This window comes from Paenibacillus sp. MER 99-2 (genome assembly GCF_023714095.1).
GTDB lineage: Bacteria > Bacillota > Bacilli > Paenibacillales > Paenibacillaceae > Paenibacillus.
Window position 1 is genome coordinate 2,338,966 of the sequence record NZ_JAMAUZ010000001.1, and the last position, 17,071, is coordinate 2,356,036.

14 protein-coding genes are annotated in these 17,071 nt (G+C 46.0%); 1 reads left to right on the plus strand and 13 read right to left on the minus strand.

The genetic code is table 11. The features are described 5' to 3' along the window. Positions 1-234: 234 nt before the first annotated feature. The 12 genes from M3636_RS10345 to M3636_RS10400 form a co-directional block, all read right to left on the minus strand. Complete coding sequence (locus M3636_RS10345; protein ID WP_251382402.1) at positions 235-3,411, minus strand: bifunctional cytochrome P450/NADPH--P450 reductase; 3,177 nt, start codon at positions 3,409-3,411, stop codon at positions 235-237. A 403-nt stretch (positions 3,412-3,814) separates the two neighbouring features. Further along, on the minus strand, positions 3,815-4,540 hold the full coding sequence (locus M3636_RS10350; RefSeq protein ID WP_251382403.1) for a LutC/YkgG family protein: 726 nt from the start codon (positions 4,538-4,540) through the stop codon (positions 3,815-3,817). After that, a complete protein-coding gene (locus tag M3636_RS10355; RefSeq protein ID WP_251382404.1) occupies positions 4,533-6,047 on the minus strand; it encodes a LutB/LldF family L-lactate oxidation iron-sulfur protein in 1,515 nt (504 codons plus the stop codon). Before M3636_RS10355 ends, M3636_RS10350 begins: the two co-directional genes overlap by 8 nt. After that, positions 6,044-6,772, minus strand: coding sequence for a (Fe-S)-binding protein (locus M3636_RS10360; protein ID WP_145409541.1), 729 nt, complete (start codon positions 6,770-6,772; stop codon positions 6,044-6,046). Before M3636_RS10360 ends, M3636_RS10355 begins: the two co-directional genes overlap by 4 nt. 18 nt (positions 6,773-6,790) lie before the next feature. After that, a complete protein-coding gene (locus M3636_RS10365; RefSeq protein WP_174715341.1) occupies positions 6,791-7,552 on the minus strand; it encodes a DeoR/GlpR family DNA-binding transcription regulator in 762 nt (253 codons plus the stop codon). 1 nt (position 7,553) lies between these two features. After that, on the minus strand, positions 7,554-9,047 hold the full coding sequence (locus tag M3636_RS10370; protein WP_251382405.1) for a rhamnulokinase: 1,494 nt from the start codon (positions 9,045-9,047) through the stop codon (positions 7,554-7,556). A 249-nt stretch (positions 9,048-9,296) separates the two neighbouring features. Further along, positions 9,297-9,815 carry a DUF2500 domain-containing protein gene (locus tag M3636_RS10375; protein ID WP_251382406.1) on the minus strand — a complete coding sequence of 173 codons (519 nt, stop codon included), beginning with the start codon at positions 9,813-9,815 and terminating at the stop codon, positions 9,297-9,299. A gap of 103 nt (positions 9,816-9,918) precedes the next feature. Further along, on the minus strand, positions 9,919-11,721 hold the full coding sequence (gene pepF / locus M3636_RS10380) for an oligoendopeptidase F (RefSeq protein WP_251382407.1): 1,803 nt from the start codon (positions 11,719-11,721) through the stop codon (positions 9,919-9,921). Positions 11,722-11,962: 241 nt separating this feature from the next. Further along, positions 11,963-12,319: a winged helix-turn-helix transcriptional regulator gene (locus tag M3636_RS10385; protein WP_056701025.1), complete on the minus strand. Its 357-nt coding sequence runs from the start codon at positions 12,317-12,319 to the stop codon at positions 11,963-11,965. A gap of 330 nt (positions 12,320-12,649) precedes the next feature. Beyond that, entirely contained in the window at positions 12,650-13,213 is a 564-nt protein-coding gene (hxlB, locus tag M3636_RS10390) for a 6-phospho-3-hexuloisomerase (protein ID WP_251382408.1), read from the minus strand. A gap of 4 nt (positions 13,214-13,217) precedes the next feature. After that, entirely contained in the window at positions 13,218-13,850 is a 633-nt protein-coding gene (gene hxlA, locus M3636_RS10395; RefSeq protein ID WP_251382409.1) for a 3-hexulose-6-phosphate synthase, read from the minus strand. Between the two features lie 390 nt (positions 13,851-14,240). After that, positions 14,241-15,323 carry a lactonase family protein gene (locus M3636_RS10400; RefSeq protein ID WP_128101587.1) on the minus strand — a complete coding sequence of 361 codons (1,083 nt, stop codon included), beginning with the start codon at positions 15,321-15,323 and terminating at the stop codon, positions 14,241-14,243. Positions 15,324-15,535: 212 nt separating this feature from the next. On the opposite strand from M3636_RS10400, the gene M3636_RS10405 reads away from it, so the two are divergent. After that, on the plus strand, positions 15,536-16,465 hold the full coding sequence (locus M3636_RS10405) for an AEC family transporter (protein ID WP_251382410.1): 930 nt from the start codon (positions 15,536-15,538) through the stop codon (positions 16,463-16,465). On the opposite strand, the gene M3636_RS10410 is transcribed toward M3636_RS10405, so the two are convergent. Next, positions 16,443-17,030 (minus strand): DUF2062 domain-containing protein, encoded by a 588-nt coding sequence (locus M3636_RS10410; protein WP_251382411.1) that lies wholly within the window; start codon positions 17,028-17,030, stop codon positions 16,443-16,445. The two genes, M3636_RS10405 and M3636_RS10410, sit on opposite strands and share 23 nt — an antisense overlap. Between the last annotated feature and the right edge of the window lie 41 nt (positions 17,031-17,071).

The following is a 17,071-nucleotide window of genomic DNA, read 5'->3' on the forward strand; positions in this document are numbered from 1 at the left end:
CAGCAGCTCTACAGGATGATGTTGAATCAAAACTAATAGAACGGCACAGATAATCAACTCTGAAATCTGACCCCACTTATGAGGTTATTACTTTGTACACATGCCATAAAAAAGCGGTGAGGAACAGAGCACACTCTGACCCACCGCCTGTACATAGATTACACCACCTGCACGACTACAAATCCAGCCTGGTCTTACTTCGTAGTTCTGGCACTACTTCGTGCTTAGGGATCCTTAAATTCCTGTCCATACGTCCTTCGCATAGCGCCCCTCTTGTTGTAAGCGATCGAGCCATGCATCAGCTTCCTCTGCTGTATGACCACCCACCTCAGCATACGCCTTTTTCAGCGTATCTTCTACATCCGGCGCCATTTTACTGCCATCACCACAAATGTACAAGTGTCCTCCTTGTTCCAACAGAGGGATCAACTGATGGGCATCATCACGCATTAAATGCTGCACATAACATTTCTCTTGCCCATCCAAACGGGAAAAGGCAGTATGAAGCTTAACCAATTGTTCCTGTTCCGCGGTTTCAAGTTCGTTTTTATACAAGTAATCATGATCTGGGTTCCGACATCCAAAATACAGATGCCCCTCCCCAACTTGCTGCCCTTGCTGCTTCAGCACATGACGTGCTTGAAGGAAGCCGCGGAATGGTGCAACTCCGGTACCTGGCCCAACCATGATTACAGGAACCTCCGCACGCTCTGGCAATCTGAATCCTGACTCAGGTGTTCTAACGAACATCACAACCTCTTCGCCTGGCTTGAGGTTTGCAAGATAGTTCGAAGCAATACCTTTGTATTCTCCTTGTCCACTCCACGCTGGCGCACGTACCACACTAACCGTAATGCTTGCTTGTTCAGGCTGCACACGTGGTGAACTGGATATGGAGTAATATCTGGCTTTCAAGGAAGGTAATAGCTCCAGGAATCGTTCAAACGGTAATTCACAAGCTTCATATTTTAACAAATAATCCAGCATAGAAATCCGTTTATTCCGTACTTCTGTCATGTATACGGACTCATCCAATAGTGCCTCAAGCTCCTTCTTATGAGGAGGACACACCGTATATGCGGCCAATTCTCGTAATTGTGCTCGCGTTGCTGCTTCCTGAAGCTCAACACTGTGGCTCAATAGATCGTATAAATTGACTGGCTGATGTAATGGAAGATGTGCTGCACTCCGACCTGATGCATCTAGAACCAGATGCTCTGTCCCTGTGAATCCGTATCGCTGAAGAACTCGTTCAACGAGCTCTGGAGGATTCTGCGGCAGAATACCCAGATGATCGCCTTCTTGATAAGTGATTCCTTCTGGCAGCTTAATCTCCAAATGGCGTGTACTCCGCTCGCTTACAGCATCGTGGAGCTCCCGATTCTCTAACACCTGAGCAACATGAGCATCATATGTTTCCGCAAGTGGCGTAACAGCAAGTTTGCTGACGAACTGCACAGATAACGAGCTACGTTCGCTATTCGAGCTTGTGTTTAGCTTAAGATCCATCGTGCGGGCAAGATCAGGCCACAACTGTTCAGTCCAATCACCAACCTGTTTCTCGAAATCACCGCTCGCATCACTTTCGCCAAGTGGGGATAAACGCTCCGCCCCTTTTGAAGATAGTTGTTCGTCGATTAAACGAGGGATCCGTTGATATGTGCTGGCCCAGTTATGGTCTCCGCAACCAAGTACAGTGAACTTCACACCTTGGAATTCACCTACATCAGCATGCTCAATCCAATCAATGAAGGCTTTGGCATTGCTTGGCGGCTGTCCATTATAGGATGCACTAATGATAACAACGACGCCTTCCTTAGGCAGCTTGCCTACTCGATCATCCAGTGCAGCAACCTCACTTCGGAAACCCTGATATCTAGCGTTATCTGCAATCTCGCGAGCAACACCTTCAGCAGTTCCCAGATTAGAACCATATAGCACAAGCATAGGTGTGTGATGAGCATTAACAGCGTCCGGCTCTTTTTTCTTCGCTTGAATCGTCGTTTCTTCCATAACCACGCCTGGCACAGCCATCACCGGTTGTCCTCCGCGTGCACGAACACGAATTGTGAAGTTATCCGGCTTAAGTGTTAGCGTCTCTTTTACTTTCAATTGGTAGTCTGTATGATCGATCAGTTCAAAATGTTTCAGTACCATGCCCAGCACTAACGTTGCTTCTTGCAGCGCAAACTGCTGGCCGATACACGCACGTTGACCATTCCCAAATGGTTTGTACGCATCATGTGGTACCTTACTTGGATCTTCGAAACGCTCTGGTCGGAACTCCTCGACGTCTTCTCCCCACGCTTCCACATCCCGATGCAGCTTCGGAATCAGAACACTCACACTATCCCCTTTTTGTAACGGGTATTGCCCATCTAGGACAGTATCTTCCTTCGCATACAAGGAGAACGCTGGAGCCGTTGGCCACAATCGCAGCGCTTCGTTCAACACCATCCGTACATACTTCAGATTACGAACCTGATTGTATGTTGGAACCGGATCTTTCAATATTTGATCGGCTTCCGCTTGAGCCTTGGCCAGCTTATCCGGATTCTTCATCAGATAGTAGATTGCAAAGGATAACAAACCACTGGTTGTCTCATGACCCGCGATCAGGAACGTGATAATCTGATACCGAATATTCTCATCGTCCAGCGTCTCTCCAGTCTCGGGATCTTTGCCACTGAGCATATGAGACAATAGATCGTCAGCCCCTTCTTGTGGCTGTTCTTTGCGCTCGGCAATGATATGATCCACCAGTGAGAACATGGAGCGTATATCCTGCTCGAACTGCTTTTTCTTCGTAATCATCAATTTGTCTTGCAGACGTAGACGCTGAAGTGAACTCATAGATTCATCCAGCGCGCGCACCATACTTGTAATGAACGGATGAGGCTCTTCCCGGTAAAAGCTATTAAATCGATAGTTGAAGCCGCACAATCCAATCGTGTCCAGCGTCAAGCGTGTCATATCATCAGGAACATTCACCGTCTCATCCGGATTCAGACGTGACCATTTCTGAACTAACTGCACTGCTAGATCAATCATTTTGTTGTGATACCCTTGCATTGCACGTTGGCTGAAGCTTGGAAGCAACACATTATGAGCCTTTTTCCAATTTGGCTCCTCCGTCCAGCTCGTGAATAAGCCATCTCCTGCAAAGGCACGTACCTTCGCGAGTGGCGCCCACACTCTTTTATCAAATTTAGATTCATCGGTTACCTCAGCTACGAGCTTATGCCCTGAAATATACAGTTCGCTTCGCCCAGGATAATCCATTCGGAAGATCGGGCCGTACTCCTCTGCTATTTTGACTAATGATTGTACTGGCTCGTCAAAATTTAATTGCGGCAGATTCCCCAGTGGACCAAAGGTTTTGGGTTGTGGTACTGAAATGGATGACATCATGCTCACTCCTCTTTCCAAGTAATGAGTACTACAAAAAATAATGACTTCATTAGACATACCTAACTCACGATTCATACATTAGGTTTAACTGCATAACTTCATTCTCTGCAAATATTCACATTTAATCCAAATTACCGAAAAACAACTTTTAGACTGACTGACCGAATTCGTATAATGGTCATTTTGAAGTAAAAAAAATGAGTCGCAACTCAGGGAATTTATGAACCGATTCGATAAACGCCCTTTCCTTCTCTCATTTACCCTAACATTTCAAGCGCTAATCTTCAACAGTCTCAAAGTCATAGGACTATAGAACAACAAAAACTGCCCTCAGCAGACGATTAGCCGCTTCCAGGCAGTTCTGAATAACATTATACAGCTAGATATACTGTGATAAAGGTAGTTAGCCCATAATAAGTCCATAGACAATACCCGGTCCGTGTACACCGATGGTCAGATCATTTTCAATATCCGAGGAACGGCTTGGGCCTGAAATAAAATGAATACCCGCGGGAAGGTTTTCTCGTCCAACATCATCGAATCGATTCAGCGTTTCACCTAGTCTTGTATACAGACGTTCCACCGGAATAATAATGATTAGAACCGTAGGAAGCAAACTAACCGACCTTCCTTTTTCAGGTGAGGATAGCACGGTAACAGAGCCTGTATAAGCCGTCGCATAATCTGCCATAACTACGCCGATATCCGCTTCGGCCGCACGTGCTCGCCAGTTCTCATCCAGTTTCGTATTCCAGACGGAAATTTGCACATCGGGAAGGGTTTGTTCGAGTCCCAAGTCAGTCATCGCTTGCTCATTTTGTCTAATGAGGTATTTGGCACCAAGCTCATTTGCTTTTGTTGTAATAAACTGAGAGGCTTCCTCTAAATTCTGAACACGAGCGATATGCGCTCCCACACTCACAAAGTTTTCAGTAAATGCCTGGATACGCTTCTCCTCATCCCACTCCAGCTCATTCCAGAAAGAAGGCGCACCACGGAATGGTTGCGTTGGAGCATGTCTCTGTCTGGGTCTTCTCAGTTTGGAAGCAATGTCATTCATGAAATGCTCTTGCTGCTCACGAGACTTCTTCTCTAATTGATCCAACCACTGCTGGTGTTCACTACTCATGCTTGCCGCCTCCTTCCTTACGTTCACGCAGAATCTGCTCCATGCGATTCTGGACAGATGCATCCATTTTCGTTGGCTCCAGATTCAATTCCTGATCCAACTTGTTCCATTGTTGCCGGAAGGAACGTTTAGCTAGACTCGGTGCAACCCGGTAACTATTCCATCCTTTTAGCGGGCCGAGCTTAAGTGAGATACCGTTGTCACGTACAACGGCCTTCTGACCTAACTGTCCGAGACGTATCGCTGCGCTGAATCGTTTGGAATTAGATACAACCGCGGCGAACCCTTTCATACCTGCACTTTCAAGCTTGTTGCCATGACCTTCTTCCACCTTGCGTCTACGCAAATACACCAGCATATCATGGAGTGGAATTTTGACTGGACAAGCCTCATAACATGCTCCGCACAAACTTGAAGCACTTGCAATATCATTCCATTCATCAATGTTGCCATTCAATGCAGGTGTCAGCACAGCACCGATTGGCCCACTATATGTCCCCCCATAGGCGTGACCACCGATATGACGATAGACCGGGCAAGCATTAAGACAAGCACCGCAGCGAATACAGTTCAGCAATTCCTGAAATTCTGGATCACCGAGCTGGAGGGAACGACCGTTGTTTACAATAATAATATGCATTTCATCTGGGCCATCCGCATCTTCACTACGACGAGGACCGGTTATACCCGACATATACATTGTAAGCTTCTGACCTGTTGCCGAACGTGGCAATAGCGTAGCCATCACTTCCAGGTCTGTCCACGAAGGGATAATCCGTTCCATTCCCATCAGTGTTATTTGTGTTTTGGGTACCGTGGATACCATCCGAGCATTACCTTCATTTTCGAATAGCACCATGGATCCTGTCTCTGCGATGGCAAAATTACAGCCTGTCATGCCGATCTCAGCCTCAAGGAACTTCTCACGCAGCTTTTTGCGAACAAAGCCAGCAAGCACGGTCGTGTCCGGCTCTAGAATTTCGCCTGCTTCTTTGGACAAAAGATCAGCAATCTGGTATCGGTTCTTATGAATGGCGGGAATAACGATATGAGATGGGGCTTCACCAGCCAACTGGATGATGTACTCCCCCAGATCCGTCTCAATTGCCTCGATCCCTGCCGATTCCAAGGCATGATTCAAATGAACTTCTTCGGAGACCATCGACTTCGACTTTACGACAGACGCAGCATCATTATGAGCAGCAATATCAAGAGCAATTGCAGCCGCCTGTGCAGAGGATTCTGCAAAATGAATATGAACCCCGTTTGCTCGTGCATTATTTACAAACTCATTCAGATAATAATCCAAATGAGCGATCGTATGCAGACGAATCTGACGTCCACGCTCGCGCCATTCATCCCAGTTTCCATGCTCCTCAGATGCGGACTTCTTTCCATTACGTAAACGTTCTGTTGTGAACCTTACGGCTTTGCGTAAAAAGTCATCGTTCAACGCAAGTTCTGCACGTTCCTTTACCGTAACATCCATTACACCTGGCTGGCTCATCCGGTCTGCACCCCCTCATATAGCAATTCGGCCAAATGCATCACACGCACCGGTTCGTTGCGATATCGCAGATTGCCTGCGATGTTCATTAGACATGCCATATCAAGTCCAACTAATACCTCAGCATCCGTTTCTTTGATATGATCCACTTTCTCTGTGACCATCGCTCCTGAGATATCAGACATTTTAATCGCAAACGTCCCCCCGAACCCGCAACAATCTTCACTGAACGGGAGCGGAACAAACTCCAATCCTTTTACCGCGGATAACAGCGCCATCGGTTCATCTTTTACCCCGAGCAGACGGCTACCGTGACAGGATGGATGATACGTTACCTTATGTGGAAAACGTGCTCCGACATCCGTAATCCCTAACACTTGCACCAGGAACTGTGTAAATTCATACGCCTTCGCTTCCAGTCTCTTCGCCTTCTCCAGCCATTCCGGTTCATCCGCAAAAAGCTCAGGATAATGATGAATCATATACGTACATGAGCCTGAAGGACACACAACAAAATCACTGTCATCAAACGCTTCCAAAATCGTTTTGGCTGCCACCCGTGTCTCATCCCAATAGCCACTATTATAGGAAGGCTGACCGCAACACGTCTGTACAGGTGGGAAGTGCAATCGAACGCCATGAGCGGCAAGTAATCTAACCATCGCTTCTCCAACACGAGGATAGATGGCATCACTTAGACAGGTAATAAACAAGGAGACTTTCATGATTACGCCCTCCATCTCTTAAACAATCGTTAATTCTATGTTATATCCACTCATCCGATCCATGAGATCGTCGGCTAACGGCTGATTCGTAATGATTGCGTGAACAGCACTAAGCTCAGTTACTCGAGCAAAGGCACGGACACCGAACTTGCTTGTGTCTGCAAGTAGAATAACTTGATCCGATATGGCAACCATCTTCTGCTTCAATCTAGCCTGAAGCTCATTAGACTCGCTAATACCCCCGCTTTCTAGATGAACACCTTTGCATGACAAGAATAATTTATCGACATGATATGTCTCCAAGGAACGTTCCGCAAGCGGCCCTACAAAAGACAACGAACGTCCAGCCAACTGTCCTCCCGTAGAGATCACTTCGATTCGATCCTTGCTACTCAGCTCTGTAGCTACTTGAATTGAGTTAGTTAACACTGTAAGCGGGATATCTGGCATATTAGCGGCCATGTAACCTGCCGTTGTACTGGCATCTAGCAGAATGCGATCACCGGGGCGGATCATGGATACCGCTGCCAAGGCAATGCGTTTCTTTTCTTCCACATGCGTCGTTTCTCTCACCCGATACGGAATCTCTGGTTGATCCTCCTTGATGCTAACCGCCCCGCCATGAGATCGTTTCAACCTTCCGGCTTGCTCTAATCGATCCAGATCGCGACGAATGGTTTCTTCTGTCACTCGACAACGTTCACTCAGCTCCGATACACGCATACTGCCGGTTGCATTAACCAACTCTACAATCCGGTCATACCGCTCTGCTGCTAGCATATTACACCTCGCTCTCAGCTTGTGCCCCGAATGAATCAGTGATACGTATGAATCTACCGTACGCCTCTTCCCAAGTTGTCCTGTCTTGTGGTTCATACGTTGTAATCGGGAATGAATCCCGAATGGCTCTACGAGCTTCCCAAATGTCTTTAAAGGCTCCACTTGTCATCCACTGCACCGCCATATTTCCGATTGCACTTCCCTCTGCGGGACCAGCCCATACCGGTTTGCCAATTGAATTCGCTGTCCATTGACATAATAGACGATTCTGAATACCGCCCCCCACCATATGCAATCCGTTGAAAGATTGTTTGGAGAGCTGTTCAGTCCATCCCAGAACTCTTCGATATTTCAGTGCAAGACTCTCCAAAATCGAACGAGCAATTGCCCCTTGGTCTTGAGGCAGCGTCTGCCCTGTTTCCCGGCAATATTGTTGTATGCGTGAGGTCATATCTCCAGCAGCAAGGAACAGATCATCATCCGGGTCAAAAAGACTCGCAAATGGCGTCGAGCGTTCTGCCTTCGCTAACAATTCAGCATAACTAATCGCTTGTCCTTGACGCTCCCACTCACGCATGCACTCCTGTAATATCCAAAGGCCCATAATGTTCTTGAGTAGCCGGAACGTGCCTCCTGCCCCGCCTTCATTCGTGAAGTTCAACGCCAAGCTCTCCGCGCTGATGGCCGGTTGATCAATCTCCGTGCCCATTAATGACCACGTTCCACAACTAAGATAAGCAAATGAACGCTCCGTAGCAGGTACTGCTACAACAGCTGAACCTGTATCATGCTCTGCAACCGCAATTACCGGAATGGCGGAGATACCCAGATCACCACAAATGCTGTTTCGAACCTGACCTATACGCGTTCCCGGCATCACGGCCTCACCGAATAACTTATCGGAAATGCCAATATGCGCTAACAGCTCGCGATCCCATTGACCCTTGGTTGGGTTATATAGCTGAGTTGTTGTTGCGTTCGTAAATTCATTCACAGCTTCCCCTGTCAAAAAGTAACGAAGCAGATCAGGAATCATCAGGAAGCGTTCTGCCTCATTAAGTAATGGCGAATGATGGCGACGAAGTGTAGCTAACTGATATATCGTATTAAAACTGAGAAATTGAATTCCTGTACGTTCAAATATTGCCTCCGAGGTGAATTCTTCTCTCACCTGCTCCATCATGCCGTTAAACTGTGCATCACGGTAATGATACGGATTACCTAATAGTTCACCATTGCTACCAAGCAACCCAAAATCCACAGCCCAAGAATCAATAGCCAAGCTCTCCGGCTGCTCTCCCGACTGCTTTATTAGATTCAATCCTGCCAATAACTCATGATGTAACCGCAGGATATCCCAATGCATTCGCTCTCCAACCTTCACCGGTTCATTCTTGAATCGATGGATTTCGAGCGTCTCGATGCCTCGATCATTCAGATGCCCAAGAAGCGCCCTGCCACTGCTTGCGCCCAGATCATACGCCAGTACACTCACGGCTATACACCTACCTTTCTACAACATATATAATGAGAAATTTCTTGTCTGACGTTTCCCTGTGAATTGTTCACTTCATTCTTCTGTACTTTGATATGTGTTTTGTTGTTTGTTTATTTTTGTTTTATACTGTTTAGCTTTATTTTACGAGTATATCATTGTTGTAAGCGTTTGAATACCCTGTGTTTCTTTCTTTTTGCTGAATACAAAAAGACTCCTTACGCATAGAAGGAGCCACCATTCGCTTATTTACGTGTAGAAACGTCCAGTACTTATCCCGGACTGCTGCTGTAGATCTCGTTCAAAATGCTTAAATCTCGTTCCCTGATAGGTAAGCATTCCCTGATCTCTTTCGACCAAGGCTCCATACTCACTGCCTCCAACCATCAGTTCAATACGTTCTCCGTTATCCAGTTCAAAGGTCACGTAATAATAGGTTGAAGCTCTGCTATTTCCTCCTCCTCTTACTTGGGTCCGCTTCGTCACGATTGTGGAATGTAATGTGAGCAGTGTAGCAGCATTGTTGGCAGACCAAGTGCGTAAGTTTGAAATGATCACATAAGCGATGATTCCCGCAATCCCCACAAACACCACACCAAACAATATCGGTATCCATGCGTTTAACATTTCAAATGAACCGAATCCTGTAAAGAAACCGCCTTGACTGCCCTCAAATCCTGGTACACCGTTCATGTCGTCAAAGACACCGAACCCGTCCATATTTAATGCACCCGAGATGAACATTTGCGTCGTAAACCCATTCATCATCTTTCCTTTCGCTAGAAATGAGATACACCGCCTCCATAATCCAGGAGACGGTGCATGTAATTAACCTACTTACCTTGTCCGTCCATATACTATATGAACCTAATTAGGAATACAGACGTTCGAGTTCATCTACCAGACTGCCAACATATGCTACAGCAGAGCGAATAGGCTCTGGTCCGGACATATCCACACCAGCAAGCTTCATCAATTCCTGCGGATCAAGGCTTCCACCTGACTTAAGTGCTTCGAGCCAGCGATCCACAGCAGGCTGACCTTCTTCACGTATATGTACAGCGGCGGCAGTGGATGCAGTCAGGCCTGCTGCATATGTGTATGGATATAATCCCATGTAATAATGTGGTTGTCTCATCCAGGTCAGCTTCGCACCTTCGTCAATGACCAGATCCGGCCCCCAGAACTCGGAGAGGATATCACCTTTGAGCTGGCTCAAGGTTTGGGCTGTAATCGGTTGATCCTTGGTTGCCAGAGCGTAGACACGACGCTGCAGTTCACCTTCTAATAGATGCGTAACAAAGTTATGATAATACGTATTGAGAAGCTGTAAAATAACCCAGCGGCGCATTCTCGGATTATCGGATTTTTGAAGTAGATGGTCTGCGAGCAACATTTCATTCATTGTCGAAGGCGCTTCTATGAAATATAACGAGGGTCTGGTATTGGTCAGACTCTGGTAGCGCCCAGCAAGCATGAAATGTCCAGCATGTCCCACTTCATGAGCAAGTGTAAATGCTCCGCGCATGTTATTTGCCCAAGAGATGAGAATATAAGAGTGTGCACCGTAGATCGAGGAACAGAACGCTCCAGTAGATTTACCTGCATTATCCGCATAGTCCACCCAGCGATCATTGAATGCCCGCTCTACAATCTCACCATATTCTGGTCCAAGCACAGCAAGTGCTTCTTGAATTAACTTACATGCTTCTTCATAGGTTATCGCTGGACTGAATTCTGGATCAAGAGGAGCCTTCAGATCACAGAACATTAACTTATCCAAGCCGAGTTCTCTTTTCTTAAGCGCAGCAAGTCTTCGCATATGTGGTGCAAGTTCCTTCTGGATAATATCCAGCACGTTATTGTACATTTCTTTGCTCACTTGTTGTGAATTAAGGAGCATGTCCGTCACATCGTCATAACCCCTTAACCGGGACATCACGACCTGTTTCTTCACTTCTGCGGCATAACCTTCAGCAAACGTATTTTTGTAATCGTTCAGCTTGGCACTGAATGCCGCATAGGCTGAGCGACGTAGCTTCGTATCCGAAGACATTTCATAATTATTCTCATAAAAAGACCAAGACAATGGACGATTGTTGTCATCCTCATCGAGCGCATCATCAAACTTCATATCCGCTAGTTTACCTCGCAGATAGATCCGGTACGGTGAATCCAAGACCTCTCCAAGTGAAGCAAGTACCTTCTCGGTCTCGGGGGATAAGCGATGTTGTTTGTCTTTAATTAATCGTTTCAAACTGCGAGCATAATTCTGGAGCCCTGGAAGCTCCTCTATATATCGTTCCACTGTACCTTCAGGAAGATCTGTAATCTCAGAATGAACAAAGGACAACGAAGATGACAAATGAGAGAGGATGTCCCCTGCTTTCGCAGAATTTTCAATATTCACAGGATTGGTACTGTCTTCTGACTGCTTCAGTCGAGCATACGAAGCGGTCTTTACGATCCGTTCCTGAAGTGCTTCTAAGGCATCGAGACAAGCCAATAACTGTTCCGCACCTTCACCTAAGCGACCTTTGAATGCTTCGACATGTGCAGCCGCTTCAGGGAGAGATCTAAGCTCTGCTTCCCATTCTGCATCGGTGGCAAATAAATCTTGCAAATTCCAGGTTGTTTCCTCCGCGACTTCAGCGCGTGTACGTATTTTTTCCATCGTTCTTGTTCATCCTCCTAACATTTACAATATCTCTCATCCTATCATATTAAGAGCGAGTATACCTGACATCTCCTAAATTGAGACTTTTGATTCAAATTTTGTTCAGAACGTTAAAAAATCGCAGGTTATGGACGTGCTCCATAACCTGCGATTGTAGTAATTTCTATACTATTTTCTAACATAAATATATTCGACGTAAGTATTGAGCGATCCCAGATGATATTGCTTACGGAGGCAGTTATGCCTTCCAGATGACATTCTCACCATAATTCTTACCCCAGTTATACATCGCATGTAGCACTGGCATCAGACTCTGTCCGTGGTCTGTCAGGGTGTATTCTACACGCGGAGGTACTTCAGCATACACCTTACGCTCAATTAATTGATCTTCCTCTAGTTCGCGCAGCTGGTTCGTCAGCATTTTCTGCGTAATATGAGGGATGAGTCGTTTCAATTCACTGAATCGTTTGGTACCTTCCAAACCTAAGTGCCACAGAATGATCAATTTCCATTTGCCGCCAATCACAGCTAGCGTTAGTTCCTTCTCACAGTTAATCTCTTTCAGATTAATCCGTTCCTTGACTTCGGATGCCATTCACCGAGCCCCCTATCTCCAAATCGTATATCGCGAACAAACACCTATCGCATGCACAATGCACACGAGTACGCTCGTCGTTTCATACATCATAATAAGTACATACTATAAAATAAGTGTTCAATTAAGTGGTTTTCAGTACCGAGTTTTGAACAACCTATATAAGCAAAGCTTGTTATTAATTCTACTACAGCAGAGACAAGATGCAAAGTAAGACGAAAAATCAGACCGCTGGTCACTTCCATGGAAAAAGACCGGAGCCTTTGCAATCAAAGGTTTCCGGTCTTCCATCGATCTATTATTACATTTCATCGAACAATAACAAATCTTCTATTCTAGGTTGGCGTGGCGCCCAAACATGTCTGCTCCGGTCATACTCTTCATTTCCATCAACGTAAGAACCAGTGCATCCATGCCTAGTAACAATCCCTGTTCGAACAAGGAACCCATTGGCTGAATCGTGACTGACGCTCCAGCAGTGGCGGTATCCTCTTTGGCTGAAGCCGGGATGCGTACTACCGAATCTGCGATTTGTCCAATGGTAGACTCTGGTTTAATGGTGATCAGACCGACAGGTGCTCCAGCTTTGTTAGCCTTGTGAGCCATCGCTGCTAGACTGCCTGTCTCCCCTGAGCCTGAGCATAACAGCAGGAAATCTTTTGGACTAATACCCGGTGTAACGGTTTCGCCTACCACATAGACCCGAAGACCCATCTGCATCAATCTCATGGCAAAAGCTTTACCCATCAGGCCTGATCTGCCTGCTCCTGCGACAAAAATCTGTTCAGCGGCCAGAATATGCTCAGCCATCACCTGCATTTCTGCATCGTCGATCTGGCTCAGTGTACGCTCCAGCTCCTTCAGGATATCTGCTGCGTATTGATTTGTGCTCATAGGCTTAGCCTTGGCGAACAAGACGTTGCATCTCAGCTGCAACTGCTGCTTTGTTATCCTGACCTGTAATTCCGCCACCAACGATTACGAGATCCGGTTGTGCTTTGATTACTTCTGGAAGCGTGTCGAGCTTGATTCCACCCGCTACAGCTGTTTTTGCATTTTTTACAGCACGTTTGATCGTTTGCAGATCTTCAAATGGACTTTGTCCTGCTGCTTGTTGGTCATAACCTGTGTGTACACAGATGTAGTCAACGCCAAGAGCATCAATTTCACGAGCACGTTTTTCAAGGTCAGGTACGTTGATCATATCAACCAGAACTTGTTTGTTTTGTTTTTTAGCTTCTTCAACAGCGCCTTTGATCGTCATGTCGTTGGTTGCACCAAGAACAGTTACCAGATCTGCACCCGCTTCAGCAGCTTTCATAATTTCGTAACCACCTGCGTCCATAATTTTCAGGTCAGCCAGAACTTGCAGGTTAGGGAAAGCTTCTTTCATTGCTTTAACAGCATGTAATCCTTCGTTGATTACAATTGGTGTACCAATTTCAACGATATCAATATATTGTTCAACTTCTTTAACCAGTGCGATACCATCAGGGATATTAACGAGATCGAGTGCGAGTTGTAATTTCATAATTTATTTCTCCTTTGTTGTTCAAATATGAGTATGGCGTACTTCCTGTAAATCGACTCTAAATGTTTAACTTGCACCATTCCATCTGCTTCAATGCATGCAATGTTTGGTTGTGGCTACTCGTTTATTGTAGACCCTGACTATCTATTCTGGAAGTACGCACTTTGAAGTGAGGTAGTTACTTGCACGAAACTATTGATACATTTATGTTGTTATAAGAACTATAATGGATATTCCTACTCACCTGTCGGGTCAAAAAACACAAAAAGATCACCCCTTTCTATTGAAAGGAAGTGATCTCTTGGACAACCCTGTGATATGACAAAGCAACGCATGCGAAATGATAAGTCACATCAATGCCTCAATTCGGATCATCAGCTTACAGGAAACTTACAGATATACAGGCTTCACACATACTGGCTTGGATACACCTGTGCTGTGTCCTGTGTATTTCAAACGTCCGCTCTCTTGATCTACAGTGAACGTTACGATATTGTTTGTGTCACGGTTAGCTGCAATTAGCAATTTGCCGTTTGGAGTCAACGCGAAATGACGTGGATGTTCACCCTCTGCCGATACATGCTCCACCAGTTTCAGATGTCCTGCATCAGCATCCACAGCAAACACAACGATGCTGTCATGACCACGGTTGGAACCATAAACGAAACGTCCATCGTTAGAAACCGTAATTTCAGCTGTTGTATTCTCCTTACCTTCATATCCATCTGGCAATGTAGACACCGTAGATACTTCTGTCAACGTACCCGCAGCCGCATCATAACGGAAAGAAGTAATTGAAGAATCCACTTCATTGATTACATAAGCGAATTGACCGTTTGGATGAAACGCCAAGTGACGTGGGCCTGCACCCGCGTGAGTTTTCGTTTCACTGTGCAGTACCAATTCATTCTTGTCTGCATCAATGGAATAGATTGCAATTTTATCTGCACCGAGATCTTGTACCATCATATATTTGCCATCAGGGCTGAAGAATGCGGAGTGTACATGTGGTTTGTCTTGACGTTCAGGATGTGCGCCTTGACCTTCATGTTTCTTCTCATCCAATAGCTCACCGATTTCACCGTTATCCGTAACAGCTTGCAGACCAACCAATCCACCATGGTAACTCGACAGAATCAAGTAACGTCCGGATGGGTCACGCTGGATATGACAAGGAGGAGCGGAAATGGAGTTTTTGCGGTTCAGCAAGGACAACTTGCCTGTCGCAGGATCGATGCTCAGAGCTACCGCTTCTGACATCTTGTTGCCTTCAGCAGAAGTTGCTTCACCAATCGCATACAGCTTGTTGCCTTCTGCATCAACGTTGACAAACGTTGGGTTTTTCACCCCAGCGATGCCATCCAGCTTCGCCAGACTTCCTGTATCCTCATTCAATTCATATGCATAAATGCCCTCATTCTCAGCTTCGGCATAAGAGCCAGTCAGTACGATCAAGCGTTTAGTTTCACTCATTATAGTTTCCTCCTCTATGTGTATGTAATCTTGTTGCACCTCTTCTATAATAAATCTGTCATATCAAAATAGCAATCCACCCTCGCTCCAAACGCTGCCGACAAGCCGTATTACAGCACCCACATTCACAGGATTATAGCCAATTTATTCATCCTAAGATGCATTTCTGATATGATGAGAGAGGTTTGACATCTAGAAAGGACTGAACAACGTTGTTGCACTCATTTATGTTGACGCTATATCACGTATTTCTCCCTATTTCACTTCCTGTCATTGCAGGTCTTCTGCTCAAAAGATTCAAAAATTGGGATACCAAGCCGCTTTCAACTTTTTCCCTCTATATTTTGAGCCCAGCCCTTATCTTTGATACATTGCTCCACGCCGAAATTACATGGACAGACGTCACAAGTACGCTCTGGTTTTCGATTATTAATCTTGTCGCCCTCTGGGTACTTGCCGAATTGCTAAGCCGAGTCTTTAAGCTAGGAGCAAGCGAAAAAGCGGGACTTACCCTCGTCTCCACGTTTACGAACTGTGTGAATTACGGGCTCCCGCTTGTACTATTAGCCTTTGGCCAGCTTGGACTAGATAAGGCTTCGGTTTATGTGATTGGACAGATGATTATTGTAAATACGGTCGGTATCTTTTTTGCAGCGCGATCTGAATTCACAGTTCAAAAGGCCATGTTGTCCGTCTTACGTATGCCTTCAATCTATGCAGCGACCATCGCCATACTCCTTCGTTCATCCGATCTTCATTTGCCTGAAGCGTTAGATGGAGGGATCTCGATGATTGCAACAGGATATGCTCCCGTTGTACTTGCCATTCTTGGAGCACAGATGCTGCGTCCACGTGGGTCAACGGAGCCATGGCTGCCAAATGTTCACCGCGCTTTTTGGACAGGACTTGTCGTGCGCCTAGCCGCAGCACCAGTACTCTCCTACTTGATCCTTCGCACGCTTCAAGTTGAGGGAACGTTATTCAGTGTTCTGCTGATCCTGTCATCCATGCCAACCGCAGTAAATGCAGTGATACTTGCCGAACAATTCAATGCCTCGCCTCAGTTTGTATCGCGCTGCATTTTGTGGACAACCGTTGCATCTATGGGCATACTACCTATTATGATTGTGATGGTTTCCTAATTAGCATAGCAGTCGATGGAGATGACGCCGCTTGATGGCGTTTCTCCAATCGGCGTTCATACCGACGCTTTAGCGCCCTTACATAGAAGAATTTGACGACAAAATAAGAAATTAACCCCAGCGTTGCCCCAAAAATCGACATGCCTGCCAGAATATCAAGTCCACCTAACAACAGCTCGCTCAGAGCTGACCAATTCCCACGGAACAACTCCATCCATGCACTCTCATGTACAATCCCATTCCCCATGCTATGTGCCGGTAAAATCCAAGAACCAATCTGCTTCGCAAGCGGCATCAGAATGATCGGTAAGAATGTAAGCTTGCCAACAACATTCCCTACAATTGCGGCTGGCAAAGACCCACCTGATAGCCGAACAATCGGGTAGAACACCAGATAAATTAGCGATGCGGTAGAAATAACGATCAGTTCCAGTCCAAAGCCTATGGCGAACCCCGTCGATACTTTGTGAGCACCACCTGGAGCACGTAACAATTTGAGGAAATTCAGCTTCATGGCACGTCGCAAACGTGCAAATCGGGTGGTTTTACTTTTCTGATTGCTCATACTGAACTTCCCTTCATCTTACCCAAAATGACGGCTATTAC